Origin of the sequence: Cryobacterium aureum, assembly GCF_002954245.1 — a bacterium.
GTDB lineage: Bacteria > Actinomycetota > Actinomycetes > Actinomycetales > Microbacteriaceae > Cryobacterium > Cryobacterium aureum.
Map to the genome: position 1 here is coordinate 171657 of NZ_PPTG01000025.1, position 24668 is coordinate 196324.

Sequence of the window (24668 nt, forward strand, 5' to 3'; positions counted from 1 at the left end):
GTGCTGGTGCGCTCGACTGTCGGTGGCACCCGCCATACTGAGTTCATGTTGGACCCGATCAGTGTGCGCGCGTGGCGACGAAGCCCGGCGTTGTCGGTGCGCGTGCGTATTCTGGCCGCAATTTTGCTCGTGACGGCGGCCGGACTGGCGATCGCCGGAACCACAGCCTATGTGGTGCAGCGGGAACGCACGCTGAGTGAGATCAATGCGGTGCTTACCGACACCGTTGACGACGTGCGTATCGTCGCCGCGGACTCGTCAGCCGTCGATTTGCGCGGCGCACTGCGTGCCGTCATCGCTGGCGTGCGCCCGGCGACCAACGAGAGCACCCTAGCCGTCATCGACGGTGCGGCGGCGCTGGAACCGCGGTCGGTTGATTTTCGATTGGCCGACGACGAGCTCGTGGCGCGCAGCGTGACCGAGACAGCCTCGGGTGAGGTCGTGCTCGGCACCGTCACGGCGTCGGGCCGGCTGCTGCGTTACGTCTTCGTACCGGTCTCTGTCGACGGCGACCCCGCCACGGGAACCTTCATCGCCGCGTTCGATCTCAACGCCGAACTGCAGCCGGTGTCGGATGCGTCCCGCACCTACCTGCTCGTGGGCTTGGCGACCCTGATGGTGGTCGGGCTGGTCGGCTGGGTCGTGGCCGGGCGCCTGCTGCGCCCGATTCGCGGTCTGCGTGAGGCTGCCGCGCGCATCACGGCGTCGGATGTGAGCGAGCGCATTCCGGTCGTCGGTCACGACGACGTGTCGGCGTTGACGGCGACCGTGAATGAGATGCTCGACCGCCTGCAGGGCGCGCTCACCGGGCAGCGCCAGCTGCTCGACGATGTCGGTCACGAGTTGAAGACGCCGATCACGATCGTGCGCGGGCACCTCGAGCTCATGAACCCCGACAGCGCGGCGGACGTGGAGGCCACCCGCGACCTCACGATCGATGAACTCGACCGCATGGGCGGTCTCGTGCGCGACATCTCGGCGCTCGCCCAGGTCGAACGGTCCGTCCTCGCGAACCGTCGCCCCACCGACATCGCCGCGCTCATCGAACGGGTGCGCCAGAAGGCGGCTGCGCTGTCGGAGCACAGCTGGGTCACGACAGCGACGGCCGATGTCGTGGTGCCCGTTGACGCCGACAAGCTGACCCAGGCACTGCTGCAACTCGCCGCGAACGCGGTGACCCACGGCCCACCGACCGGAGTGATCGAACTCGGCAGTGCCGTCACAGCGGATGCAGCCGGCCGGCCCCGCCTGCAGTTGTGGGTGCGCGATCACGGCCCGGGCATTAGTGACGAGCTGCTGCCGCGCATCTTCGACCGGTTTCAGCGCGGTACCCGCGGCCGCGGGCCCGCCGGTTCCGGCCTCGGCCTGGCGATCGTGGCGGCCATTGCGCAGGCCCATGGCGGCACGGCCCGGGTCGCCGCGACGCCGGGCGGCGGCGCCACGTTCACCATCGACCTCCCTGCTGATCAGGAACTCGACCCGAAGGAAATCCGCTCGTGAGCCGCATTCTGATCGCCGAAGATGAAGATCGCATTGCCAGTTTTGTCGAGAAGGGACTCGTTGCCGCCGGTTTCTCCACCGTGCTGGTGCGCACCGGAACGGATGCCCTCGACTACGCCATCACCGGCGGGTTCGACCTGCTGATCCTCGACATCGGGCTGCCCGGGATCGACGGCTATGAGGTGTTGCGGCAGCTGCGGGCCGATGGGTCGAAGCTGCCGGTGATCGTGTTGACGGCCCGGGATTCGGCCGAAGACACCCTCGCGAGCCTCGAGGGCGGCGCTAACGACTACATGTCCAAGCCGTTCCGGTTTGACGAACTGCTGGCCCGGGTGCGTCTGCGCATGGCGGAAACCCCGCGCGAGACGAACGCCGTGCTCGGCGTCGACGGACTACAACTCGACCTGCGCACCCGACGCGCCACCGTCGCGGATCGCCAGGTTGATCTCTCGGCCCGGGAGTTCGCGCTCGCCGAAGAATTTCTGCGCCACCCCGACCAGGTGCTGAGCCGGGAACAATTGCTCAGCCGGGTCTGGGGCTACTCCTGGGACCCTGGATCGAACATCGTCGACGTCTACGTGGGGTATCTACGCGCCAAGTTCGGTGCGGAACGCATTGAAACGGTACGCGGAATGGGCTACCGACTCACCTGAGTCGATAGCCTATTCGTCGCGGCGGGCAGGCTACTCGTGATCGCTGCCGTGGCCCGATTCGTCACTGCCGTCGTCGCTGCCGGAGTTGGTGTTGTCTGCGTCGTCGTGTCCGGAGTTGCTGGACTCGTCGACCGTGGCCGCGCTACCGGGGCCGGAATTGCTGTCGACACGGCCATCGCTGTCGTCGGGCGCATCGTTCACGTCGTCGGCACCATGGCCGGAGCCGAGACGGCCGTCGCTGTCGTCGGAGGCATCGTTCACGTCGTTGCTGATCGAGTCATCGACCAGGTCGTCGATCCCGTTACCCGAACCGACGCGACCGTCGCTGTCGTCGGGGGCATCGGGCGAGTCGGTGGCGGCGGGAGTGCTGCTCGATGTGCTGGTCGGAGTCAGGAGGGTCGGGGCGGTGTTCGCTTGGGCGGCGATCACGCCCACCGACATCAATCCGGCGAGGCCGAGGGCTGCGAGGGTGAGGGTGCGCTTCTTCGTCGTCTGAAACATGGGGTGACCTTTCGTCTGCGCCGAGCAAACGGCGGATGGATTCCGTGGTGTCTATCGCCACAAGATCAATCAACCGCACGCCGGTAAGACAGACACGAGAGGTGCATGAGAGCACTCTCATGGGGATCAGCCGTCGCTGCTGCCTGATCCCGTGCTGCCGCCCGAATCGTCAGGGCCGGAATCGTCATCGTGACCCGGGTTGTCTCCGCCATGATCGTCGACGACGATGGGATCCTGGGCGGGAACGACCTCCGGGGTGCTGCTCGGGGTGGTCCGGTCGGCCAGCGTCGGTTCAGGGCTCGGTGCTGGTGCCGGTGTCGCCGCCTCGGTGGATGCTCCGGTGGATTCCCCGGTCGGCTGCACCGACACGGCCGGAACCCCAGCGGATCGCCCCGGCTGTTCGGCGATGGCGAGCGAATCGGCCAGAGCACCCGTAAGGGCGATGAGCAGAACCGCCCCCACTCCGGCGCCGACGACCCCGAGCAACGGTCGTCTCCAGCGGCTGCGCACGTTCATGATGCCTCCCGATCGACAATCCGTGCTCTTAGTGTGGGCCCCACGCGTGAGCCTCGAGTACGATCTGCGTGAGAATTCTCTTAGATTCGCACCGAGCCAGGCACGGTGAACTACTCAGGGGGACGGTTCAAAGGCGATGCGGCGGAGCAAGGAGCGCAGCTGCTCGCGCTCGGCGGGGTTCAGGGCTTGCAACGAACGGTCCTCGGCCTGCTGAATTACCGCGGCAGCCTGCCGAAAGAGGACCCGACCGGCCAAGGTGGCCACGATTACTTTGGAACGGCGATCGCGCGGATCCTGCTCGCGGGTGACCGCGCCGAGATCCTCCAAGTGGTCTACCAAGGCCACGATCTGGCTCGGGTCGAGGCTCAGAAAACCGGCGAGTTCACGCTGGGAGGGGTTCTGCCCGCTGCAGGCGAGGGACAACACCGAATACGATCGCACGCGCAAATCGAGCTCGGCAAGCATCGTGTTCGCCCGACCTGAACCGACCGAGCGAGCACGCGCGGTCATGAACTCGATCTCATTAGCCAGGTCGGTGTCCCGCAGTCGGTCGGGGTCGCGTATGCGCTCAGTGGCTTGGCGGGCCGCCGCGACGGCAGCGCCGCCGCCAATTCCCGCAGGGGAACCCGTGGCCGGGTCAGGGGGCGCGCTTTCCGACGCATCGGGGTGAGAAACCGCGGGCACTGTCGCGGCCGGAACGGACTCTGTCATTTCCATAGAATAAACCATACCGAATTAGTTGACATTTTCAACGGTATAGGTTTTCATTGGTTTTACCGAGACCAACCCCGTGGCGCTGACGCCACACCAGCGAGGAGTCACAATGATGTTGACCAGCAAGACGTTGACCGGCAAAGTAGCAATCGTGACCGGCAGCGGTCGCGGCCTCGGACTGGCCTACGCGCAGGAATTGGCGCGGCAGGGGGCATCCGTGGTGATCAACGATGTCGACCAGCTGATCGCCGATGACGCCGTGGCGAGCATCGTCAGTGCGGGGGGCCGGGCCGTCGCCGTCGTCGCCCCGGTCGGTTCGACCGCCACCGCGCAGCAGCTCGTCGCCCAAGCCGTCGCGAGCTTCGGCCGCCTCGACATCCTCGTCACCAACGCCGGCGTGCTGCGTGACACCGTGGTTTGGAAGATGACCGACGACGACTTCGACACCGTCATCAACGTGCATCTGCGCGGTACGTTCACCTGTGTGCGTGAGGCGGCCATCCGCTTTCGCGAACAGGACGAGGGCGGCCGCATCATCTGCATCGGCTCGCCGACCGGCCAGCGCGGCAACTTCGGCCAGACCAACTACGCCGCAGCCAAGGCCGGCATCGTCGGCATGGTGCGCACCTGGGCGATGGAACTGGCTCGGGCCAACGTCACCGTCAACGCCGTCGTTCCCGTCGCCGCGACCGCGATGACCGACACCGTTCCCTTCTTCAAAGCCTTCAACGACGCTGCCGCCCGCGGCGAGACCATGCCGCCCTTCGCCCGCCGGGTGCTCGGCTACGGCACCGCGCAGGACGTCGCCGGAGTCGTCGGCTTTCTCGCCTCCGATGCTGCGGCCAACATCACCGGCCAGGTCGTCGGGTCCGGCGGCGATCGCATCCAGCTCTGGTCGCACCCCGAGGTCGTCGCGACCGCGTTCGAAACCGGCGGCTGGACCGTCGAAACCCTCAGCGAAGATTTCTCCTCCCTGTTCGGTGACAAGTTGCAGAGCGTCGGCGAGAAGCTGCCGGAGCTGCCCGCCGAACTCCAGACCGTCGCACCGTAATGGTCTACGAACTCGGCCTCGACGTTGACGCGCTCACGGCCATCGACACGCACGTGCACATCGAGGTCGGCGACGACGGGCACAACGCCCTTCCACAGCCACTCGTCGATGCCGCGAGCAAATATTTCAAGACGGATGCCCCGCGCCCCGGCCTCGACGAGATCGCCGACATGTACCGCGAACGCAGCATGGCCGCGGTCGTGTTCACCGTCGACGCCTCCAGAAACCTGAACCACCGCCCGAACAGCAGCGAGGAGATCGCACGCGGCGCCACCCGCAACAACGACGTGCTGATTCCGTTCGGCTCGGTCGACCCCACTCGGGGAACGGGTGCGATCACCCAGGCCGAGCGCCTGGCCAATGATTTCGGGGTGCGGGGCTTCAAATTTCACCCGACCGTGCAGAACTTCAACCCGAGCGACGAGCAGTTCTACCCGCTCTGGGCCGCGCTGCAGGACCTCGGTCTGCCCGCCCTGTTCCACACCGGGCAGACCGGGATCGGCTCTGGCCTGCCCGGCGGCTTCGGCCTCAAACTCGGCCTGTCGAACCCGATGCTGCTCGACAACGTCGCCGCCGACTTTCCCGAACTGGCGATCATCATGGCGCACCCGAGTGTGCCGTGGCAGGACGAAGCCCTCGCCGTCGCTACCCACAAACAGAACGTCTACATCGACCTCTCTGGCTGGTCTCCCAAGTATTTCCCCGAGAACCTCGTGCGCCAAGCCAACTCTGTCCTGCAAGACAAGGTTCTGTTCGGAAGCGACTTTCCCCTGATCAGCCCGGACCGCTGGCTGAAAGACTTCGCCGACCTCAACTTCAAAGACAGCGTGCGCCCGAAAATTCTCAAGGACAACGCCGTGCGTCTGCTTGGACTTCTCGCATGACCGACTTCTACCCGAGCGACCAGTTCGGTTTTTCGACGCTGCTCACCGATAGCGAACTCGAGGTGCTCGCCCGACTGCGCGCCGTCCTCGACAGCGACGTGCAGCCGCTTCTCGCCGACCACTGGGAGGCGGGCGAGTTTCCGTTCGAGATCGTGCCGAAGCTTGTCGACCTAAACCTCATGAACCAGGGCGCAAGCGCGCTCTACGGCGGCTTTCGCAATTTTGAACTGGCCCGCACCGACGCATCCGTCGCCACCTTCTACAACGCGCAATCCGGACTGTTCCGCACCACAGTCAACCTGGGCGGCAGCCCGGAACAGGCTGCCGCGCTCGATGCGAAAATTGCGAGCTTCGAGTACACCGGTGTGTTCGCGCTGACCGAACCGGAACACGGCTCCGATATCGCCGGAGGGCTCGCCACCACCGCCCGTCGCACCGGCGACAGCTGGGTGATCAACGGGCAGAAGCGCTGGATCGGCGGCGCCACGAGTGCCGACGTGCTCGCCGTCTTCGCCCGCGACGAGGCCGACGGCTGTGTCAAGGCTTTTTTGGTGCCGACGGATGCCCCCGGCGTCACGCTGCAGAAGATCGAGCGCAAGACCAGCCTGCGCATCATGCAGAACGCCGACATCGACCTCGTCGACGTGCAGGTTCAAGAAAGTGACCGGCTGCAGCGCATCAACTCGTTCAAGGATGTCGCCGCCCTGCTGCGGTCGATGCGGTCCGATGTGGCCTGGATCGCGACCGGCCTGCAGGCCGGAGCCTACGAAGCGGCCCTGCGCTACGTGAAAACCCGCGAGCAGTTCGGCAAGCCGCTCGCCGCGTTTGCGCTCACCCAACAGAAACTCGCCACCATGCTCGGCAACGTCACTGCCTCGCTCGGCCTCGTCGTGCGGCTCACCCAGCAGCAAGAGGCCGGCCTGTTCACCGAGGAGAATTCGGCGCTGGCCAAGATGTTCTGCTGCGAGCGGATGCGCCACACCGTCGCGTTGGCCCGCGAGGTTGTTGGCGGTAACGGCATCACCCTCGACACCGACGTCGCCCGGTTTCACGCCGATGCCGAGGCCGTGTACTCCTACGAAGGCACCCACGAGATCAACAGCCTCATCGTCGGCCGAGCCGTCACCGGGCACAGCGCCTTTCTCTAAGCGACCCATATATATAAGGAGCACCATGAGTACCACTGTCACCACCTTCGCCGAACTGCCCGGCCTGGCCGGCACCGACCTCGGTTATACCGACTACATCGAGGTCGACCAGACCCAGATCGACACTTTTGCCGACGCCACCGATGACCACCAGTGGCTGCACACCGACCCGGTCAAGGCGAAGGACGGCCCGTTCGGTACTACCGTCGCGCACGGTTTTCTCACCCTGTCGCTCGCGATTCCGTTCTGGACCGAACTGCTCGACGTGACCGATGTGACCACCAAGGTCAACTACGGCCTCGACAAGGTGCGCTTCCCAGCGCCCGTCACCGTCGGCTCGAAGATTCGCATGCGCGCCACCATCGCGACGGTCACCGAGATCGCCGGAGGCGTGCAGCTCGGCGTCGACCAGACCATCGAGATCGAGGGCGGCACCAAACCTGCCGTCGTCGCGCACTCGCTGTACCGCTTTTACGTTTGACCGCACATCCGCTCGACTGGGCAACACCTAACCCTCAAGGAAGAGGAACCATGTTTCACAGCAACCTGACCCGCGTTCGCACCGTCACGGGCCTGACCGGTCTCTTGGTCGCCGCCCTGGCCCTCACCGGCTGTGCCGCCGAGGCCCCGGCAGCCGACGTGACGGCCGACGCCGCCGACGGCGCCCTGACCAGCGTGACCGTGGGCGTGCTCGCGATCGCCCCTTCCGTCGCGATGCAGTACGGCATCGACGAGGGTATCTTCGAGAGCCACGGCCTCGACGTGCAACTGCAGACCGGCCAGGGCGGCGCCGCGATGCTGCCCGCCGTCTACGCCGGCAGCATGGACTTCGCCATCGGCAACCCGCTCTCGGTCATGGTCGCCGTCGACAAGGGCCTCGAGATGCAAATCGTCACCGGGTACAGCAACTCGAAGGCCGAGGGCGACGACATCAACGGTGTCGTCGTGCGCACCGACTCGGGCATCGACAGCTTCGCCGACCTCGAAAACCAGACCGTCTCCGTCAACGCGGTGAGCACCCAGGGCGATCTCACCATCAAGGAGAGCGCCGAGATCGACGGCGCAGACTCGTCCCTGATCAAGTTCAACGAGATGCCGTTCCCCGACATGGAAGCCCAGCTCGCAGCCGGGAACACCGACGCCATCTGGCTGCCGGAGCCGTTCCTGAGCAAGGCCCTCGCGAGCAGCGACTTCAAGCTCATCGGCTATCCGAACCAGCAGGCCCTCCCCGGCCTGCCCACCATGGTCACCTTCACGAGCGCCAAGTACGCCACCGCCAACGCCGACACCCTGGTTAAATTTCGGGACGCCGTCGACGAGACCCTCGCCGCGGCCGAAGCGAACCTCGATGACGTGCGCGCCACTCTCCCCGCTTTCATGGGTATGGACGCGGGAGTCGCCGAGAATATGAAAATGGAGACCTTCGACGGTGAGGTGCCCGCCGACGTGCTGGCCGACCTTGGAGACCTCATGCAGAAGTATCAGATCGTCGCCACGGCCCCCGACGTCTCTGCCATGATCGCCAGTTAGTCAGCAGTCAATCAGGGGTGTGCTCTGTAGTACGGTGAGCACGCCCCTGACCCATTCCGTGTCAGTGTCTCCGCCTGCGGAGACGTGTGAAAGGTACATGCAACGATGCATAACCAAGGTCTCGGTTCCTGGATCCACCGCCGACGCGTGAAGTCGGCCGACCAGACGGCGCTGATCAGCGGCGACGATCGCCTCAGCTACGGCGAGTTCGCCGAGCGGGTTGACCGGCTGGCGAACGCATTCGATGCGCGCGGCATCCGTTCGGGTGATCGCGTGGCCTATCTCGGCGAGAATCATCCGGCGTTTCTTGAGACGCTCTTCGCCTGCGGTGTGCTCGGCGCCATCTTTGTGCCGCTCAACACCCGCCTGGCCGCTCCCGAGATCTCCTTCGCCCTGACGGATTCGGGCAGCCGCATCCTCGTTCATGCGGCGAGCCTGACCGACCTGGCCGTGCGCGGTTCCCGCGGCACGCAGGTCGTGCAGCGCATTCGGGTAGCGGATGCCGCCGCCCCAGCCGCCGAGACCGGCCCCGCCGGCCTTCTGGTCGAGAACCTCGAGGAGGTCATCGCCGGCGCCCCAGCCACGCACCGCGACGAGAACGTCAGCCTCGACGACCCCGCGCTGATTCTGTATACCTCTGGCACGACCGGCCAGCCCAAGGGAGCCTTGCTCACCCACGGCAACATGACCTGGAACAGTTTCAATGTGCTCGTCGACTACGACTTCGTCAGCAGCGACGTCGCCCTCATGATCGCACCCATGTTCCACGTCGCGTCGCTCGGCATGGGGGTGCTGCCGACCCTGCTGAAGGGCGGCTCCGTCGTGCTCGAGCCCAGGTTCGAGCCTGGCCGTACCCTGCACCTGATCGAGCAGCACAAAGCCACCGTGATCAGCGGCGTGCCCACCACCTACCAGCTTCTGTGCGAGCACCCCGATTGGGAGAGCACCGACATTAGCTCGCTGCAAAAACTGACCTGTGGTGGTTCGGCGGTGCCGGTGCGGGTGCTCGAGGCCTACGAGAAACGCGGGCTGTCCTTCTCGGGCGGCTACGGCCTCACCGAGACGGCGCCGGGGGCGACGAGTCTCGCCCCGCACAAATCCCGCGAGAAGGCCGGGTCGGCCGGGCTACCGCACTTCTTCACCGACGTGCGCATCGTCGACGAGACCGGCGCCGAAGTGCCAGACGGCGAGGTCGGCGAGATTCAGATCTCCGGCCCGAACGTCATTCGTGAGTACTGGAACCGCGCAGAGGCCACCGCCGACAGCTACGCCGGCAACGTCTGGTTTCGCTCCGGCGACATGGGCTACACCGACGAAAACGGCTACCTGTTCATCTCTGACCGGCTGAAAGACATGATCATCTCCGGCGGCGAGAACATCTACCCGGCCGAGATCGAGCTGGCCATCTCCGAACTCGAAGCGGTCTCCAGCGTCGCCGTGATCGGGGTACCCGACGAGAAGTGGGGCGAGGTGCCCTGCGCCGTCGTCACCGTGCGCGATGGCTTCACCCTCGAGCCAGACGACATCCAGGCGCACCTGAGCGACCGGCTCGCCCGCTACAAGATTCCCAAACGCGTCGTGATCGTCGCCGAGATGCCGCGCACCGCGAGCGGTAAAATCCGTAAGGCCGACCTGCGCAAGGCTCACGCGGTTTCGTGAGCACCGATCAGGCTGGTGGCGGGGCATCCGTTCTATTGAGCTCATCGATGAGCGTGAGACCCCGCTCGGCCCACTGGATCTCGTGCTCGGCCCGCGCGATCAACCCCTCATAGGTGTAGCGCTTATAGGCGCGGATGGCGGCGTGCTCGCTCGCCGGCGCGTGGGCGAGGCGTTTTTCAAGCATGGTGCTCGTTCCGGTATCGATCTCGCGCACCTTCTCGAGCCACTCGGTGCGCTGTTCCTCGAAGTTCGCGATGTGCGCGCGCAGCTGCGCGCGGGCCGCGTCGGGCTCGGCCCACTCAAGGTAGGCGGCCTTGAGGTGGGCCGGGTCGCGCTCCCGGGTATAGCTGAGTGGCTCGTTCATCCAGGCGCGAAAGGCACCTCGGCCGGCCTCGGTCACGTGATATTCGCGCTTCATGCCGCGCGGCCCCCACGGAACCTCGGTGCCGACGAGCAGCCCGTCGGCCTCCATTCGGCGCAGTTCCGGGTAGATCTGCGAGTCGGGGGCATGCCAGACATGTGAAACGGATGCCTGGAACGCTTTCGACAGGTCGTAGCCGGTCATCCGCTCCACGGTGAGTAGCGCCAGCAGCGCGTGTCGAAGGCTCACGGCGTTCCCCTTTCAGTCTTGTAAGTACCTACCAGCATAGATAGTCTGGACCTGCGCTAACTATCTATGGGGATAGATAGCTGACCGGAGGTTTTCAATGACGATTATCCAGACCAAGAGTTCGACCACGAACAAGGTGCTCAACTACCCCCTGAACGCCTGGTACGTCGCCGCCTGGGACCACGAGGTCACCCGCAAGCTGATCTCCCGCAAGGTCGCCGACAAGCCGCTCGCCATCTACCGCACCGAAGACGGCCGACCGGTGGCACTCGCCGATGCCTGCTGGCACCGCCTCGCCCCGCTGTCGCAGGGCAAACTGCTCGCCAAGGACGAAATCCAATGCCCGTATCACGGCATCGTCTACAACTCGGCCGGCCGCTGCGTGTCGATGCCGGCCCAGGAGACCATCAACCCGAGCGCGACCGTGCCCTCGTACCCGGTCGTCGAACGCCACCGCTTTCTCTGGGTCTGGCTCGGGGACGCGACCCTCGCCAACCCGGACACCATTCCAGACATGCACCAGATGGACCACCCCGAGTGGGCCGGCGACGGCCTCACTATTCCGGTCACCTGCAACTACCAGCTCGTGCTCGACAACCTGATGGATCTCACCCACGAAGAATTTGTGCACGGCTCGAGCATCGGCCAGGCCGAGCTGAGCGATTCCGACTTCGAGGTTACCCACGACGACACGACCGTCACCGTCTCGCGCTGGATGCATAACATTGATGCCCCGCCGTTCTGGCTGAAGAACATGCGCGACAAGTTTCCGGGTTTCACCGGCAAGGTCGACCGGTGGCAGATAATCCACTTTGAAGCGCCCTCGACCATCAACATCGATGTCGGAGTTGCCAAGGCCGGCACCGGAGCGCCCGAAGGTGATCGCAGCCAGGGCGTCAACGGCTACGTGATGAACACGATCACCCCGGAAACAGCCCGGAGCGCCCACTACTTCTGGGCCTTCATGCGCAACTACCGCCTGGAAAGCCAGCTGATCACCTCACAGCTGCGCGCCGGAGTCTCCGGCGTGTTCAAGGAAGATGAAGACATGCTCCTGGCCCAGCAGACCGCCATCGACGCCAACCCCGACTACGAGTTCTACAACCTCAACATTGACGCCGGCGGTCTGTGGGTACGCCGCCTCATCGAGCGGATGCTCGAGGCCGAGGGCCGCACGGTCTCCGCTGGCCGCGCCGGCCGCGTTCGCGGCGCCAACTAGGCGGGCCGAAGCATGGCAGCAACCAATATTGAGGTGTGGCAGCAGGCGACGGTCATCGAGACCATGGCCGTCGCCACCAACATCCAACGCATCGTGCTGGCGCCGGCCTCACCGAAACGGGCCGAACCAGGTTCGCACCTCGACCTGTTTGTCACGATCAACGGGGAGCGGCACAAGCGCTCCTACTCCGTCGTCGACTCCACCGAAGACGGGTCCCGGGTGGGGATCAGCGTGCTGCAGGTGCCGCTGTCCCGCGGCGGCTCGATCTTCATGCACTCCTTGCAGCCGGGCGACACTCTCGAGATCACCCAGCCGCTGCAGAACTTTCCGCTGCGGGTCGGCGCGCCCAACTACGTGCTGCTGGCCGGCGGCATCGGTGTGACCGCGATCGTCAATATGGCGCGGGTACTGAGAAATCTCGGGGCCAATTACACGCTCGTCTACGCGGCGCGCAGCCGCGAGCGCATGGCCTACCTGCCCGAACTGCTCGCGCTGCACGGCGACAACCTGCGGGTACACATCGACGACGAGGGCACCGAATTGTCGGTGGCCGAGTTGGTCGGCAGTGTTGACTCGCAAGCGGAGCTCTACATGTGCGGGCCGATCCGCCTGATGGATGCGGTGCGTCGCGCCTGGCGCGAACGCGAGCTCAACGACCCCAACCTGCGGTTCGAAACCTTCGGGAACAGCGGTTGGTACGACCCGGAGGAGTTCATCGTGCGGGTGCCGCGTCTCGGCGTCGAAGCGCGCGTGCCGGCTGGTCGGTCAATGCTCGAAGCCCTCGAAGATGCCGGCGTCGAGATGATGTTCGACTGCCGCAAGGGGGAATGTGGCCTGTGCGAGGTCAAGGTGCTCGCCCTGGAGGGAGCCATCGACCACCGCGACGTGTTCTACAGCGAACGCCAGCAGCACGCCGCCGCCACAATGTGCTGCTGCGTCTCCCGCGCTGTCACCTCGCCCACCGGCCTGCAAGCGGATGCCGCGCGCGGCGGCCCCGCGATCGTCACGATCGCCGTCTCCTAGCGGTCACAGAAAAGCGGATGCCCCGGTGATTGTCGCCGGGGCATCCGCTTTGTGTGGGCTTCTACTTGAGCGACGCTCTGCGCTGCGCGGTGATCTGCTCGGTGACCGGGCCCAGCTTGGCGCGCTGGATCTCGGCGTAGACGTGCGAACGCAGCTCCATGAAGCGTGGGAGGGCGCGGGTGTTGAGCTGGTCGCGTTCGGCGGGCAGGTCGATTTTGAGGTCTTCCTGCACGACGGTGGGGGAGCTCGAGAGCACGATGACGCGCTCTCCGAGGTAGACGGACTCGTCGATGTCGTGGGTGACGAACAGAATCGTCACGCCGAGCTGCTTCCAGATGGTGCGGATGAGGTCTTCGAGGTCGGCGCGGGTCTGCGCGTCGACGGCGGCGAACGGCTCGTCCATCAGCAGCACCTGCGGGCGGTAGGCGACGGCGCGGGCGATCGCCACACGCTGCTGCATGCCGCCGGACAGCTGCCAGGGGTAGCTTTTCGGCACGTGGTCCAGCCCGACCGACTTCAGGGCGGCATCCACCAGCGCGGCGCGTTCGTTCTTGGGCACCTTCTGGTTCTTCAGGGGCAGTTCCACGTTGGCGCGCACGGTCATCCAGGGGAACAGGCTGCGGCCGTATTCCTGAAAGACGACGGCCATCGACTTGGGCGGGCCGGTGACCTTGCTGCCATTGAGTTCGACGGTGCCGCTGGTCTGTTCCATGAGGCCGGAGATGCACTTGAGCAAAGTGGTCTTGCCCGATCCGGAGGGCCCGACGAGGCAGACCAGTTCGCCCTCGGCGAGGTCGAAGGTGAGGTCGCGCACGGCCTCGACCTCGCCGCCCGGCACCTTGTAGATTTTCTGCAGGCCGCGCACCGAAAGCATCGGCACGGCCTGGACGGGCTGGTTCATGGTGGTCTCGCTAACTGTCATGAGTGATTTCCTTCAGACCGTGGTACCAGTGCAGTACCCGTCGTTCGACGAATTGGAAGATGATGGCCAGGCCCAGGCCGATCAGGCCGAGTACGACGATGCCGCTCCACATTTCGGGGATGGCGAAGTTGCGTTGGAACTGAACGATCGTGAAGCCGAGGCCCGACGACGAGGCGAACATCTCGCTGATCACCATGAGAATCAGGCCGATCGACAGCGACTGCCGCACACCGGCCATGATCTGTGGTGTCACTGCGGGGAGCACGAAATAGCGGATGCGTGCGAAGCCGGCAATACCGTAGCTGCGGCAGCTGTCGTTGAGTACGGAGTCGACGGCGCGAACACCCTCGACGGTGTTGAGCAGCACCGGCCAGATGGCGCCGGAGATGATGACGGCCACCTTCATGCTGTCGTTGACGCCGATGAGCAGCATGAGCAGCGGCACCAGCACCGGCGGTGGGATGGCGCGAAAGAATTCGAGCAGTGGTTCGAGCAGGTTGCGCAGCCAGCGGGTGGAGCCGATAAGCAGGCCGAGCACGATGCCGAGGGCGATCGCAAAGAATAGTCCGACCGCGAGGCGACCGAGGCTCGGTAGCACGTCGTCGAAGAAGCGGTCGCCGATCCAGGTGGTCCACAGGGTCTGGGCGAGTTCGATGGGCTTGGGTACGAAGAAGTTCGTGGAGCCGAAGGACAGCGCGTACCAGAGCACGATGAGCAGAATGGGAAGGCCGACGAAGTAGGTGACGCGTTTGAGGGGACTCACAGGACGACTTCTCCTCTCACGGAGGGATGCCAGGACAGCACGCGTTTTTCAACGATGCGGGCGGCGAGGTTGATGAGCACGCCGATCATGCCGGTCGCCAGTACGAGGGCATACATCGACGAGATTGCGCCGCCCGCTTGGGTGAGGGCGATCTGCTTGCCGAGGCCGGGGGTGCCGATGATGAGTTCGGCGGTGATCGCCAGAATCAGGGCGACGGCTGCGGCCAGGCGCAGCCCGGTCATCAGATACGGCAGGGCGGTGGGCCAGATCACGTAGCGCACCCGGGCGAGCCGGCCGAGGCCGTAACTTTTCGCGGTGTCGTTGGCGACGGCATCCACGTCGGCGATGCCGTAGAGCAGCTGTAGCAGCACCTGCCAGAAGGAGGCATAGACCACCAGCAGCAGGGTCGACTCGATGCTGGTGCCGAAGATCAGCACGGCGAGGGGGATGAGGGCGACCGAGGGGATCGGGCGCAGGAACTCGATCGTGGTGTGGGTGGCGCGGCGGAGGAACCGACTGGAGCCGATGATGAGGCCGACGACGATCGCAGCGACCGTGGCAATGAACAGGCCAAGCGCCCAGCTCGTCATGGTGTCGGCGACGTCGTTCCAGAATGCGGCCTCGGTCAGGTACTGGCCGAGGCGCACGAGCACCTCGCTGGCCGGCGGCAGGTAGCGGTCGCTGACCAGTCCGAGGCGGGGAGCGGCTTCCCAGATCAGGAAGAACAGGATAATTCCGCTGATGCCCAGGCCCAAAGCTTTCGCTTTCGGCCCGGCAGCAGCGCTACGTTGTTTTCTCATTCTGGCAAGCCACTTCCTCGTGGTCGGTGCGATTGAAACGGATGCTGCGAATTACGGCAGGAAGGTGCTCACGTCGGGCGCGGTCTCGACCACGCCGTACTTGAGGGCAGCTTCGCCGAGCGCAGTGACGGCATCCACGTTGAATTCGGTCGGGAACTTCGGGAGCACGATTTTCGCGAGCACTTCGGGCGGGGTCTTGGTGTAGGTCGCGATGATCGCGCGCACGGCGTCGGGGTTAGCCTCTGCGTATTCGAGCGACTTCTTCATCGCGGACTGGAACTTGGTTACGAGCTCCGGGTCGCCCTCAACGGTTGCGGCAGAGGAGAAGTACGCGGCGACGTCGAGGTTCACATCGAAGTCGGCGTAGCCGTAGGAGATGACGCGCTGGCCGCTTTCAATGGCGGCGGTGACGAACGGTTCAACGACGAACGCCGCATCGACCTGACCGTTTTCGACGGCCGCGCTGGCGTCCGGGAACGGAATTTCGACGAAGGAGATCGACGAGGAGTCGCCGCCGAGGCGGTCGATTGAGGCTCGCATGACCGTGTCGACGATGTTGTTCAGGCTGTTGCCCGAGACGGTCTTGCCGTCGAGGTCGGCGAGCGTTTCGACGGGGGAGTCGCCCTTGACGATCACGGCGCCGAAGTCGCTCGTAACATCGCCGGTCGAGGCGACGGCCGAGTTGACGACCTTCAGCGGCAGACCCTTGTCGTTGGCGACCATGAGCGAGACCAGGTTGCTGAAGCCGAACTGGTAGTCGCCGCTGACGACGGCCGGCACGATCGCGGCGCCGCCGGTCGCGGTCTCGATGGTGAGGTCAAGGCCTTCGTCTTTGAAGAAGCCCTGGTCGAGGCCTAGGTAGAGGGGAGCGGTATCGGCGATCGGGATGACACCCACCGTGACGGGCGTGAGGGCGTCACTCCCGGCGGGGGCAGTGCTGTCGGCGCCGGCCGAGCAGGCACTGAGGGCGAGAACAGATGCCGCGGCAAGTCCGATCAGGTGCAGTTTCTTCATGTTCACTCCATTGTGTGGTGGTGCGGGTCGTGCTGCTGTGGGTACGCGGGGCGCTGCGAGCCTGATGATCGGCTCTGATTGGAGACTAGCCACGGATTTCGCCGCTCAAACCTACGCTTCCATTCAGTGGAAGTTCTCGGCGGATCGCGGTAGCGTGACGTGTAATGAGTGGAAAACCGGCACAGAAAAGGGCGAGCGGCGACGATATAGCCGTGGACGATCGTTCCGTCGCGGCCCGACTCTTCGCCATTCTCGACGCCTTCGCGGCTCCCGCCGGGGCGACCTCGCTCACCCTGACTCTCACGGCCATCGCCCAGCGGGCCAACCTGCCGCTGTCAACCACGCACCGGCTCGTCGCCGAGTGGGTCAGCTGGGGTGGCCTGAGCAAGCACGAGAACGGCCAGTATTCGCTCGGCATGAAATTGTGGGAACTCGGCGTGCAGACTCCGACGGCCCGCAATCTGCGCACTATCGCGCTGCCGTACCTCGAAGACCTCTATGAGACGACGCGCGAGCACGTGCACCTCGCTATTCTCGACGGCCGCGACGCCCTCTACCTAGAGAAGCTGTCTGGCCACCACGCGGTGCGCCTGATCTCCCGGGTCGGCGCGCGCCTGCCTCTGCACTCCACCGGGGTCGGCCTGGTGCTGCTGGCCTACGCTCCGTCCGACGTGGTGCAGCAGTACCTCGCGACCAACCTGCAGCGCTTTCTGCCGCGCACGGTCACCGAACCCGAAGCCGTACGCAAACGGCTCGCCGAGATTCGATTGCTCGGCCTGGCCCGCATGTCCGAGGAGATGACCGCGGGCTCGAGTTCGATCGCCGCGCCCATCAGGGACCGTACCGGCCAGGTTGTAGCGGCGGTCTCGATCGTGACTCGCACCACCGATACCATCGACCCTGAGCAGGAGCGGGCCGTGCGGGTGGCGGCCCAGGGCGTGAGTCGGGCGCTCGGCTATCGCCGCGCCCAACAATGATCGAAATTGATTGATTGTCAACACTTTCACTGGGTGGAAGAAGTCGCCCGTTGAGCTGAGCGGCGCAGCACACTGATCACAACACCCCCTGTCATCGTCGCTAGGAGAACCTGTGCCCCACGAAACCACCCGCGTCGCCATAATCGGCGCCGGTCCCGCCGGTCTTCTCCTCAGCTGGGCTCTGCAGAGCGCCGGCATCGACTCGATCGTCGTCGAAAACCGCTCGCAGGACTACGTGCTCGGCCGCATCCGAGCCGGCGTACTGGAACAGGGTTCGGTCGAAACCCTGACCCGTCTCGGACTGGGCGACCGCCTCGCATCCGAGGGTCTGCATCACGACGGAATCTACCTGCAGTACGCCGGAGAGCGCCACAACGTGAACTTCAACGAGCTGATTGGTCGCACCGTTACCGTGTACGGCCAGCAGGAGGTCGTGAAAGACCTCGTCACCGCGCACGCCGACGCCGGGTCGACGATCTACTACGAAGCGTCCGACGTCGCCGTCGATGGCCTGTTGACCAAGAACCCGAGCGTGACGTTCGTGCACGATGGCGAGCAACACACCATCAACGCCGACTTCGTCGTGGGGGCCGACGGCTTTCACGGCATTTGCCGCGCGTCGATCCCCACCGAAGAAATCACCCTGTTCGACCGCAGCTACCCCTACGCCTGGCTCGGAATCCTCGCCGACGTGGCGCCGTCCTCCGACGAGCTTGTTTACGCGCTGCACGAAGACGGCTTCGCGATGCTCTCGATGCGTTCTCCGGTGGTCTCCCGCCTGTACCTGCAGGTCGACCCGGCCGACGATATCAAGAATTGGTCAGACCAGCGCATCTGGGAAGCGCTGCACACTCGGCTCGGCACCCCAGGGTGGACCTTGAACGAAGGGCCGATCACCGACAAATCAATCACCCCGATGCGCAGTTTTGTCACCTCGCGCCTCGCCTACGGCAACCTGTTTTTGGTCGGCGACGCGGGCCACATCGTGCCGCCCACCGGAGCGAAGGGCCTCAACTCCGCCATCTCCGACGTTACAGAACTCGCGGCGGCACTCACCGCGTTCTACGCCAACGACGAAATCCTCCTCAATGGTTACAGCGAAAGTGCGCTGGCCCGGCAATGGAGGGTACAGCAGTTCTCCCGCTGGATGACCGAGATGCTGCACACCAGCCCTGGCGACCTACAGACCGGCGCCTTCGACTACCGCAGCCAGCTCGGCCAGCTCGACTACGTCACCCATTCGCCGCTCGCCCAGCGCATGCTCGCCGAGCAGTACACCGGCCTCCTGCTCTAACCCGCCGAACTGCTCTAATCAATCGAGGACAGATCATGACCCAGACACCAGTTCCGTCGCACAGCGGCATTCGGCCAGGCACCGGCCCGGCGAGCCAAAACGAAATCACGGCCGAGATCGAAGCGATCGAAGCGGATGCCGCCGCCCGCGTCGCCGCCGGCGGCTCGCCCGAGCTGCAGCCTCGCCGCGACTACGCTCCGTATCGCAGTTCCCTATTGCGCCATCCCACCCACGAACTCGTGCGCGTCGACCCGGAAGAGGTCGAACGGGTCTCACCCGCCTTCGGCCACACCGATGTGAACGTGCTCGAAAGCGACCTCACCATCCAGCACACCGGTGAGCCGATCGGCGAACGGATAACCGTGAGCGGTCGCGTGCTCGATGGTGAGGGCCGCCCTGTGCGGCACCAGCTGATCGAACTGTGGCAGGCCAACGCTGGCGGACGCTACGTGCACAAACGCGATCAGCACCCCGCGCCGCTCGACCCCAACTTCACCGGGGTCGGCCGCGCCATCACCGGCGAGAACGGTGAGTACTCCTTCACCACCATCAAGCCTGGCCCCTATCCGTGGAAGAACCACATGAATGCGTGGCGACCAGCGCACATCCACTTTTCCCTGTTCGGCACCGCGTTCACGCAGCGTCTGATCACGCAGATGTATTTTCCCGGTGACCCCCTGTTCGCGCTCGACCCGATCTACCAATCGATCGCCGACGCAGACGCCCGCGCCCGCCTGGTCGGGCAGTACGACCACAGCCTGAGCGTGCCCGAGTTCTCGCTGGGCTACAACTGGGACATCGTGCTCACCGGACCCAAGTCCACCTGGATGGAAAGCGAAGAAGACCATGACTAACCTCGTGCGCACCGGACTGATCCCGAGAGAGTCCACCTGGATGGAAAGCGAAGAAGACCATGACTGAGCCCACAACCGCGCAGTCACCCACCCTGCAAACCCCTTCGCAGACGGTTGGCCCGTTCTACGGCTACGCCCTGCCCTATGTGGGCGGGCCTGAGCTGGTTCCCGGGTACCATCCCCGCGCCATCCGCTTCCACGGCACCGTCACCGACGGAGCCGGTGAGCCGATCCTCGACGCCCTGCTCGAGATCTGGCAGGCCGACGAGAGCGGCGCGCTCAGCCGAGAACTCGGCAGCATCGACCGCGACGGCTTCACCTTCACCGGCTTCGGCCGCTGCGCCACTACGATCGCCGGCCACTACACCTTCACAACGCTCAAGCCAGGGGCCGCCGGGGCGGCAGCGCCCTACATTCTGGTGACCGTGTTCGCCCGCGGAGTCACCCATCACCTGTTCACCCGGGCTTACTTCGCCGAAGATTCCGCCCTGCACGCTACCGACGCCGTGCTCAGTGCCGTGCCAGCAGACCGCCGCGGCACGCTCATCTGCGTGTCAGAGGGAGTCGTCGGGGGAGCCGAATCGTACCGCTTCGACATCCGCGTTCAGGGCGAAAACGAGACCGTCTTTCTGGACTTCGATGCCTAACTTCACGTTTGACGCCGGGCTGCTCAACCCGCTCAGCCACGGCACCCGGGAGTCAGAGCTGACCAGCGACCAGGCGTGGCTGCAGGCGATGGTCGACGCTGAGCTCGCGCTCACCCACGCGCTCGTCGACGCGGGACTAGCCCCCGAGTGGATGCTCAAGGTCTGCGACGCGCTCGCCGATGCGAGCCAGTTCGACCTCGGCGCGATTGCGCTCGAGGCGCGCGGCGGCGGCAATCCGGTGATTCCGTTCGTAAAGCACCTCGGTCGGGCGGCCGAGAAGATCAAGGCTGGAGCCTCCGACCACATCCATGTCGGCGCGACCAGCCAGGACATTCTCGACACGGCCGCGATGATCGTGGCTCGCCGGGTGACCTGCGAGCTGATCCACCAGCTCGATTCCCTCGGCGCGACCCTCGCCGACCTCGCCGACGAACACCGCGGCACCGTGATGAGTGGCCGCACCCTCGGCCAGCAGGCCTCGCCGACCAGCTTCGGCTTCGTAGCGGCCGGCTGGCTCGACGCCGTGCTGCTCATCCTCACCCGCCTCAACGGCATTCGGGACACTCTGCCAGTGCAACTCGGCGGCGCCGTCGGCAACCTTTCTGTGATCACTGAGATCGCCAGGGCAAGGCGCAGCGAATCGGTCACCGCCGACATTCTTGACACAGTACTGGACCGGTTTGCCCACCACACCGGCCTGGACGTGCCGCGCCTCAGCTGGCACACTAACCGCGTCGTCATCTCCGAACTGGCCTCGGTGCTCGCCGCCGCAACCGGTGTCGCCGGCACCTTCGCCCTCGACGTATCGGTGCTCTCCCGCACCGAAATCGCCGAGGTCAGCGAACGACTTGCTCCCGGCCAGGGCGGATCCAGCGCCATGCCGCACAAACGAAACCCGGTATCAGCCGTGCTGATCACGGCGGCGGCGCTGCAGACGCCGGGTCTCGCATCCACTCTCTATGGCAGCATGCTAGCCGAAGACCAGCGTCCGAGCGGCGCCTGGCATGCCGAATGGCAGTCGCTGCGGGTGCTCGAACGGCTCACGATTTCGGCGGTGACCGGCGCCGCGTCGCTCGCCGCCCGCCTCGATGTCGACCCGGATCGTATGCGCGCGAATCTCGACCTCACCGACGGACTCGTCTTCAGCGAACGGGTCACCACGATCCTGGCCGAGACCGTCGGCAAGACCACGGCGTTCGCGCTGGTCGAACGTGCCTCGCAAGAAGCCTTCGTCACCAACCGACCGCTGCAGGTGGTGCTCGCGAGCATCCTGATCGCCGAGGGCTGTTCCGATGCGCTGCGTGCTCAAATCTGGGCGGCCTTCGACTATGAGGGAGAGCCTGGCCAATCGGCGGCCGGCATCGATCGCGTCGTGCGCGCCTTTCGCCACCGAGCGGATGCCGCCGCGCAGCGTGCCGCACCGGCCAACTCTACCGATATGGTCGAAGGAGACTCCGCGAAGGCGGCCGCCCCTGGCGCTGCCGCGGACGACCCTGCTCGCTCCAACAATGACGTGAGGATCGCATGACCCAGCCCGTCATTCTCTGCACCATCGAGTCGGCGCGAAACGGAGACGCCAACGCACCGCTCATCGTGCTCGGCCCCTCGCTCGGCACGACCACCGACCTCTGGGCCAGCGTTGTACCGGCTCTCGCCCAGTCCCACCGGGTGCTCTGTTTCAACCTGCCCGGACACGGGTTCAGCCCGAAGACCTCGGCAGCCTTCACCCTCGAAGAGGTCGCCGACGCCGTTGTCGGGCTGGTCGACTCGATTGACGTCGACACGTTTCATTACGCCGGAATCTCCCTCGGCGGCGCCATCGGCCTCGCCCTCGCCGTGAAGCACCCGGGCCGCCTCGCGAGCCTCGCCGTGTTGTGCTCCGGGGCGAAAATCGGAACGTTCGATGCGTGGACCGACCGGGCCGCCGGGGTGCGGGCGAGCGGCACCCCCTCGCTCATCGCCGGCAGCGCGTCCCGCTGGTTCGCACCCGACTTTCTCGGCCGCGACCCCAAGGCCGGCGCGCACGCGCTCAACCAGCTGCTCGACATCGACGACGAATCCTACGCACTCGCCTGCGAGGCGCTCGCGGTCTTCGACCAAACGGATGCCCTGGGCACGATTCGCACGCCCGTGCTGTGCGTCTCGGGAGAGTTCGATGCGGTGACGCCGACCACGCAGCTTCAGGAGTTGGCGGCCCGCATCCCGGGGGCTGCTTCGGCCGTGATCGCCGGGGCCGCGCACCTGCCGTCGCTCGAGCGCCCGGCCGAGGTCGGCGCAATTCTGGCGGAGTGGCTGGCCAGGGTCTCGGCTGTGTCCGTCCACGTCGGCACCGGTGCTGCTGGCGCTGGTCTCGACGTCGGGTCTGCGGCGCCGCGACCGACCGACGCGGCCGCACCGCTGCCGGCCGGTCGTACCGCGGCATCCGCTTATGCCGACGGCATGGTGGTGCGCCGCGCGGTACTCGGCGACAAGCATGTCGACGCAGCTACCGCCGCGATCACCCCCGAAACCGCGGTGTTCCAGGACTTCATCACCCGCTATGCCTGGGGCGAGATCTGGACGCGGCCAGGCCTCGATCGGCGTACCCGCAGCTTCCTCACCATCGCCGCTCTCGTCACCGGCGGGCATGAGGGTGAGCTCGCGATGCATGTGCGCGCAGCCCTGACCAACGGGCTTACCCGTGCCGAGATCAGCGAGGCGATTCTGCACACCGCGATCTATGCGGGCGTGCCGGCCGCCAACGCCGCGTTCGCCGTGGCCCGGGAGGCTTTCGCCGGGCTCGATGCGGCTGCTGAAAACTCCTCCGACGACACCACCATTCGGCCCAGCTAAGGACCTCGAACTATGGACAAGACCTATCCCTCCGCCGCGGCTGCCGTCGCCGACATTCCCGATGGCGCCTCACTCGCCGTCGGCGGGTTCGGCTTGGTTGGCGTGCCGATCGTGCTCATCCGTGCGCTGCTGGCGCTCGGCAGCACCAACCTGCACGTCGCGTCGAACAACTGCGGCGTCGACGGTTGGGGGCTCGGCGAGTTGCTGCGCGAGGGTCGCATAGCCCGGGTCATCGCGTCGTATATCGGTGAGAACAAGGACTTCGCCCGTCGTTACCTCGGCGGTGAACTGGAGGTCGAGCTCACACCGCAGGGAACCCTGGCCGAGCGGTTGCGGGCTGGTGGTACCGGAATTCCGGCGTTCTTCACCGCGAGCGGTGTCGGCACGATGGTTGCCGACGGCGGACTGCCCTGGCGCTACGGCCCCGACGGTGCGGTGACGGTGTCGTCGCCGCCGAAGGAGACCCGGTTGTTCTCGTCGCTCGGCAGCGAGAAGGAGTACGTGCTCGAAGAGGCCATCGTCACCGACTACGCTCTGGTGCGTGCCGCCAAGGGTGACCGGCACGGCAACCTGGTGTTCGAGAAATCGGCTCGCAACTTCAACCCGGTGGCCGGTATGGCCGGCCGCATCACCATCGCCGAGGTCGACGAACTCGTCGAACCCGGCCAGATTGACCCCGACGAGGTGCACCTCGCCGGCATTTATGTGAACCGCATCGTGCAGCTCGGAGCGGTCGACGCCGCCGATCTGCCGATCGAGAAGACGACGACGCGGCCGCGTCCGTCATCTTTGGAAGGAACAAACTGATGGCCCTCACGCGCAACGAAATGGCGGCCCGTGCCGCCCAGGAACTCGCCCCCGACTCATATGTCAATTTGGGAATAGGTCTGCCGACGCTCATTCCGAACTTTCTGCCCGAGGGCGTGCACGTCGTGCTGCACTCCGAAAACGGCGTGCTCGGTGTCGGCCCCTATCCGTGGGAGGGCGAGGCCGACCCCAAGCTCATCAACGCCGGCAAGGAAACCGTCACGGTCAACCCGGGAGCCGCGTACTTCGACTCGGCGCAGAGCTTCGGCATGATCCGCGGCGGCCTGATCGACGTGGCCGTGCTCGGCGCCATGCAGGTGTCGGTGGTTGGTGACATCGCCAACTGGGCGGTGCCGGGCAAGATGATCAAGGGCATGGGCGGTGCGATGGACCTCGTGCACGGCGCCGAAACCGTCATCGTTGTCATGGAACACGTGACCAAGACCGGTGAGTTCAAGATCAAGAAGGTCTGTGACCTGCCGCTCACCGGTAAGGCCGTCGTCACCCGCATCATTACCGACCTCGCCGTGATCGACGTTACCCCCGAGGGGCTCGTGTTGCGCGAGGTCGCACCCGGCGTCACCGTCGATGACGTGCAGGCCGCCACCGAGGCGACCCTGCTCCTGCCGACCCCGCCGACCACGATCACGACCCTGCTCGGGGCTGCCGAATGATCGTGCGCTCCGCGGCTTCCACGCTCGCCCGGGGTGCCCTGCGCATCCGCAACGCCCGTACCGTCATCCTCAGCAA

Annotated in this window: 26 protein-coding genes; 18 read left to right on the forward strand and 8 right to left on the reverse strand. The window is 65.6% G+C overall.

Features of this window, described 5'->3' with window-relative positions; genetic code table 11:
* Positions 1–45: 45 nt before the first annotated feature.
* Entirely contained in the window at positions 46–1500 is a 1455-nt protein-coding gene (locus tag CJ028_RS09730; RefSeq protein WP_105035145.1) for a sensor histidine kinase, read from the forward strand.
* Positions 1497–2153 (forward strand): response regulator transcription factor, encoded by a 657-nt coding sequence (locus CJ028_RS09735; RefSeq protein WP_105035048.1) that lies wholly within the window; start codon positions 1497–1499, stop codon positions 2151–2153. The genes CJ028_RS09730 and CJ028_RS09735 overlap by 4 nt, the downstream gene beginning before the upstream one ends.
* Positions 2154–2183: 30 nt before the next feature.
* Here CJ028_RS09735 and CJ028_RS09740 read toward each other — a convergent pair whose 3' ends face one another.
* From CJ028_RS09740 to CJ028_RS09750, 3 genes are all read right to left on the reverse strand, one after another.
* Positions 2184–2654, reverse strand: a complete 471-nt coding sequence (locus CJ028_RS09740) for a hypothetical protein (protein ID WP_105035049.1) — start codon at positions 2652–2654, stop codon at positions 2184–2186.
* A 126-nt stretch (positions 2655–2780) separates the two neighbouring features.
* Positions 2781–3170: a hypothetical protein gene (locus CJ028_RS09745; protein WP_129590454.1), complete on the reverse strand. Its 390-nt coding sequence runs from the start codon at positions 3168–3170 to the stop codon at positions 2781–2783.
* 114 nt (positions 3171–3284) lie between these two features.
* Positions 3285–3887 carry a MarR family winged helix-turn-helix transcriptional regulator gene (locus CJ028_RS09750; protein ID WP_240607179.1) on the reverse strand — a complete coding sequence of 201 codons (603 nt, stop codon included), beginning with the start codon at positions 3885–3887 and terminating at the stop codon, positions 3285–3287.
* A gap of 106 nt (positions 3888–3993) precedes the next feature.
* Here CJ028_RS09750 and CJ028_RS09755 point away from each other — a divergent pair, with 106 nt between their 5' ends.
* The 6 genes from CJ028_RS09755 (at position 3994) to CJ028_RS09780 (ending at position 10156) form a co-directional block, all read left to right on the forward strand.
* Complete coding sequence (locus CJ028_RS09755; RefSeq protein WP_276309378.1) at positions 3994–4935, forward strand: SDR family NAD(P)-dependent oxidoreductase; 942 nt, start codon at positions 3994–3996, stop codon at positions 4933–4935.
* Positions 4935–5819, forward strand: a complete 885-nt coding sequence (locus CJ028_RS09760) for an amidohydrolase family protein (RefSeq protein ID WP_105035051.1) — start codon at positions 4935–4937, stop codon at positions 5817–5819. Before CJ028_RS09755 ends, CJ028_RS09760 begins: the two co-directional genes overlap by 1 nt.
* Complete coding sequence (locus CJ028_RS09765) at positions 5816–6967, forward strand: acyl-CoA dehydrogenase family protein (protein ID WP_105035052.1); 1152 nt, start codon at positions 5816–5818, stop codon at positions 6965–6967. Before CJ028_RS09760 ends, CJ028_RS09765 begins: the two co-directional genes overlap by 4 nt.
* Before the next feature lie 25 nt (positions 6968–6992).
* Entirely contained in the window at positions 6993–7448 is a 456-nt protein-coding gene (locus CJ028_RS09770) for a MaoC family dehydratase (protein ID WP_105035053.1), read from the forward strand.
* 50 nt (positions 7449–7498) lie between these two features.
* Positions 7499–8497, forward strand: a complete 999-nt coding sequence (locus CJ028_RS09775; protein ID WP_105035054.1) for an ABC transporter substrate-binding protein — start codon at positions 7499–7501, stop codon at positions 8495–8497.
* Between the two features lie 105 nt (positions 8498–8602).
* Positions 8603–10156, forward strand: a complete 1554-nt coding sequence (locus CJ028_RS09780; protein ID WP_105035055.1) for an acyl-CoA synthetase — start codon at positions 8603–8605, stop codon at positions 10154–10156.
* A gap of 7 nt (positions 10157–10163) precedes the next feature.
* On the opposite strand, the gene CJ028_RS09785 is transcribed toward CJ028_RS09780, so the two are convergent.
* Positions 10164–10766 (reverse strand): PadR family transcriptional regulator, encoded by a 603-nt coding sequence (locus CJ028_RS09785; RefSeq protein ID WP_105035056.1) that lies wholly within the window; start codon positions 10764–10766, stop codon positions 10164–10166.
* Positions 10767–10863: 97 nt separating this feature from the next.
* On the opposite strand from CJ028_RS09785, the gene CJ028_RS09790 reads away from it, so the two are divergent.
* Positions 10864–11985, forward strand: coding sequence for an aromatic ring-hydroxylating dioxygenase subunit alpha (locus CJ028_RS09790; protein ID WP_105035057.1), 1122 nt, complete (start codon positions 10864–10866; stop codon positions 11983–11985).
* A 12-nt stretch (positions 11986–11997) separates the two neighbouring features.
* Positions 11998–13008 carry a PDR/VanB family oxidoreductase gene (locus CJ028_RS09795; protein ID WP_105035058.1) on the forward strand — a complete coding sequence of 337 codons (1011 nt, stop codon included), beginning with the start codon at positions 11998–12000 and terminating at the stop codon, positions 13006–13008.
* Positions 13009–13069: 61 nt separating this feature from the next.
* Here CJ028_RS09795 and CJ028_RS09800 read toward each other — a convergent pair whose 3' ends face one another.
* Genes CJ028_RS09800 through CJ028_RS09815 form a run of 4 tightly spaced genes read right to left on the reverse strand, consistent with a single transcriptional unit; the run spans position 13070 to position 16507 of the window.
* On the reverse strand, positions 13070–13930 hold the full coding sequence (locus CJ028_RS09800; RefSeq protein WP_240607180.1) for an ABC transporter ATP-binding protein: 861 nt from the start codon (positions 13928–13930) through the stop codon (positions 13070–13072).
* Positions 13920–14693: an ABC transporter permease gene (locus tag CJ028_RS09805; protein WP_105035059.1), complete on the reverse strand. Its 774-nt coding sequence runs from the start codon at positions 14691–14693 to the stop codon at positions 13920–13922. The genes CJ028_RS09800 and CJ028_RS09805 overlap by 11 nt, the downstream gene beginning before the upstream one ends.
* A complete protein-coding gene (locus CJ028_RS09810) occupies positions 14690–15493 on the reverse strand; it encodes an ABC transporter permease (RefSeq protein WP_105035060.1) in 804 nt (267 codons plus the stop codon). The genes CJ028_RS09805 and CJ028_RS09810 overlap by 4 nt, the downstream gene beginning before the upstream one ends.
* A gap of 51 nt (positions 15494–15544) precedes the next feature.
* On the reverse strand, positions 15545–16507 hold the full coding sequence (locus CJ028_RS09815) for an ABC transporter substrate-binding protein (RefSeq protein WP_105035061.1): 963 nt from the start codon (positions 16505–16507) through the stop codon (positions 15545–15547).
* Between the two features lie 212 nt (positions 16508–16719).
* Between CJ028_RS09815 and CJ028_RS09820 the strand changes: the two genes are divergently transcribed.
* From CJ028_RS09820 to CJ028_RS09855, 8 genes are all read left to right on the forward strand, one after another.
* Positions 16720–17484, forward strand: coding sequence for an IclR family transcriptional regulator (locus tag CJ028_RS09820; RefSeq protein WP_161498949.1), 765 nt, complete (start codon positions 16720–16722; stop codon positions 17482–17484).
* Positions 17485–17596: 112 nt separating this feature from the next.
* Entirely contained in the window at positions 17597–18778 is a 1182-nt protein-coding gene (locus CJ028_RS09825; RefSeq protein WP_105035063.1) for a 4-hydroxybenzoate 3-monooxygenase, read from the forward strand.
* Between the two features lie 35 nt (positions 18779–18813).
* Positions 18814–19632, forward strand: a complete 819-nt coding sequence (pcaH, locus tag CJ028_RS09830) for a protocatechuate 3,4-dioxygenase subunit beta (protein ID WP_105035064.1) — start codon at positions 18814–18816, stop codon at positions 19630–19632.
* Positions 19633–19691: 59 nt separating this feature from the next.
* Complete coding sequence (gene pcaG, locus CJ028_RS09835) at positions 19692–20279, forward strand: protocatechuate 3,4-dioxygenase subunit alpha (RefSeq protein ID WP_105035065.1); 588 nt, start codon at positions 19692–19694, stop codon at positions 20277–20279.
* Positions 20272–21807, forward strand: coding sequence for a lyase family protein (locus CJ028_RS09840; protein ID WP_105035066.1), 1536 nt, complete (start codon positions 20272–20274; stop codon positions 21805–21807). Before pcaG ends, CJ028_RS09840 begins: the two co-directional genes overlap by 8 nt.
* The gene (pcaDC, locus tag CJ028_RS21815) at positions 21804–23111 is read left to right on the forward strand and encodes a bifunctional 3-oxoadipate enol-lactonase/4-carboxymuconolactone decarboxylase PcaDC (protein WP_105035067.1); all 1308 of its coding nucleotides are present in this window, start codon (positions 21804–21806) and stop codon (positions 23109–23111) included. Before CJ028_RS09840 ends, pcaDC begins: the two co-directional genes overlap by 4 nt.
* Positions 23112–23123: 12 nt before the next feature.
* Positions 23124–23918 (forward strand): CoA transferase subunit A, encoded by a 795-nt coding sequence (locus CJ028_RS09850; RefSeq protein ID WP_105035068.1) that lies wholly within the window; start codon positions 23124–23126, stop codon positions 23916–23918.
* Positions 23918–24592: a 3-oxoacid CoA-transferase subunit B gene (locus CJ028_RS09855; RefSeq protein ID WP_105035069.1), complete on the forward strand. Its 675-nt coding sequence runs from the start codon at positions 23918–23920 to the stop codon at positions 24590–24592. Before CJ028_RS09850 ends, CJ028_RS09855 begins: the two co-directional genes overlap by 1 nt.
* Positions 24593–24668 lie beyond the last annotated feature (76 nt).

What these genes read in the sequence shown, in the direction of transcription:
- pcaG (WP_105035065.1), top strand. Translation starts at nt 19,692, where the DNA reads ATGACTGAGCCCACAACCGCGCAGTCACCCACCCTGCAAACCCCTTCG.
- CJ028_RS09855 (WP_105035069.1), top strand. Translation starts at nt 23,918, where the DNA reads ATGGCCCTCACGCGCAACGAAATGGCGGCCCGTGCCGCCCAGGAACTC.
- CJ028_RS09840 (WP_105035066.1), top strand. Translation starts at nt 20,272, where the DNA reads ATGCCTAACTTCACGTTTGACGCCGGGCTGCTCAACCCGCTCAGCCAC.
- CJ028_RS09745 (WP_129590454.1), bottom strand. Translation starts at nt 3,170, where the DNA reads ATGAACGTGCGCAGCCGCTGGAGACGACCGTTGCTCGGGGTCGTCGGC.
- CJ028_RS09750 (WP_240607179.1), bottom strand. Translation starts at nt 3,887, where the DNA reads ATGGAAATGACAGAGTCCGTTCCGGCCGCGACAGTGCCCGCGGTTTCT.
- CJ028_RS09800 (WP_240607180.1), bottom strand. Translation starts at nt 13,930, where the DNA reads ATGACAGTTAGCGAGACCACCATGAACCAGCCCGTCCAGGCCGTGCCG.
- CJ028_RS09815 (WP_105035061.1), bottom strand. Translation starts at nt 16,507, where the DNA reads ATGAAGAAACTGCACCTGATCGGACTTGCCGCGGCATCTGTTCTCGCC.
- CJ028_RS09730 (WP_105035145.1), top strand. Translation starts at nt 46, where the DNA reads ATGTTGGACCCGATCAGTGTGCGCGCGTGGCGACGAAGCCCGGCGTTG.
- CJ028_RS09810 (WP_105035060.1), bottom strand. Translation starts at nt 15,493, where the DNA reads ATGAGAAAACAACGTAGCGCTGCTGCCGGGCCGAAAGCGAAAGCTTTG.
- CJ028_RS09760 (WP_105035051.1), top strand. Translation starts at nt 4,935, where the DNA reads ATGGTCTACGAACTCGGCCTCGACGTTGACGCGCTCACGGCCATCGAC.
- CJ028_RS09765 (WP_105035052.1), top strand. Translation starts at nt 5,816, where the DNA reads ATGACCGACTTCTACCCGAGCGACCAGTTCGGTTTTTCGACGCTGCTC.
- pcaDC (WP_105035067.1), top strand. Translation starts at nt 21,804, where the DNA reads ATGACCCAGCCCGTCATTCTCTGCACCATCGAGTCGGCGCGAAACGGA.
- pcaH (WP_105035064.1), top strand. Translation starts at nt 18,814, where the DNA reads ATGACCCAGACACCAGTTCCGTCGCACAGCGGCATTCGGCCAGGCACC.
- CJ028_RS09780 (WP_105035055.1), top strand. Translation starts at nt 8,603, where the DNA reads ATGCATAACCAAGGTCTCGGTTCCTGGATCCACCGCCGACGCGTGAAG.
- CJ028_RS09775 (WP_105035054.1), top strand. Translation starts at nt 7,499, where the DNA reads ATGTTTCACAGCAACCTGACCCGCGTTCGCACCGTCACGGGCCTGACC.
- CJ028_RS09740 (WP_105035049.1), bottom strand. Translation starts at nt 2,654, where the DNA reads ATGTTTCAGACGACGAAGAAGCGCACCCTCACCCTCGCAGCCCTCGGC.
- CJ028_RS09755 (WP_276309378.1), top strand. Translation starts at nt 3,994, where the DNA reads ATGATGTTGACCAGCAAGACGTTGACCGGCAAAGTAGCAATCGTGACC.
- CJ028_RS09795 (WP_105035058.1), top strand. Translation starts at nt 11,998, where the DNA reads ATGGCAGCAACCAATATTGAGGTGTGGCAGCAGGCGACGGTCATCGAG.
- CJ028_RS09850 (WP_105035068.1), top strand. Translation starts at nt 23,124, where the DNA reads ATGGACAAGACCTATCCCTCCGCCGCGGCTGCCGTCGCCGACATTCCC.
- CJ028_RS09770 (WP_105035053.1), top strand. Translation starts at nt 6,993, where the DNA reads ATGAGTACCACTGTCACCACCTTCGCCGAACTGCCCGGCCTGGCCGGC.
- CJ028_RS09790 (WP_105035057.1), top strand. Translation starts at nt 10,864, where the DNA reads ATGACGATTATCCAGACCAAGAGTTCGACCACGAACAAGGTGCTCAAC.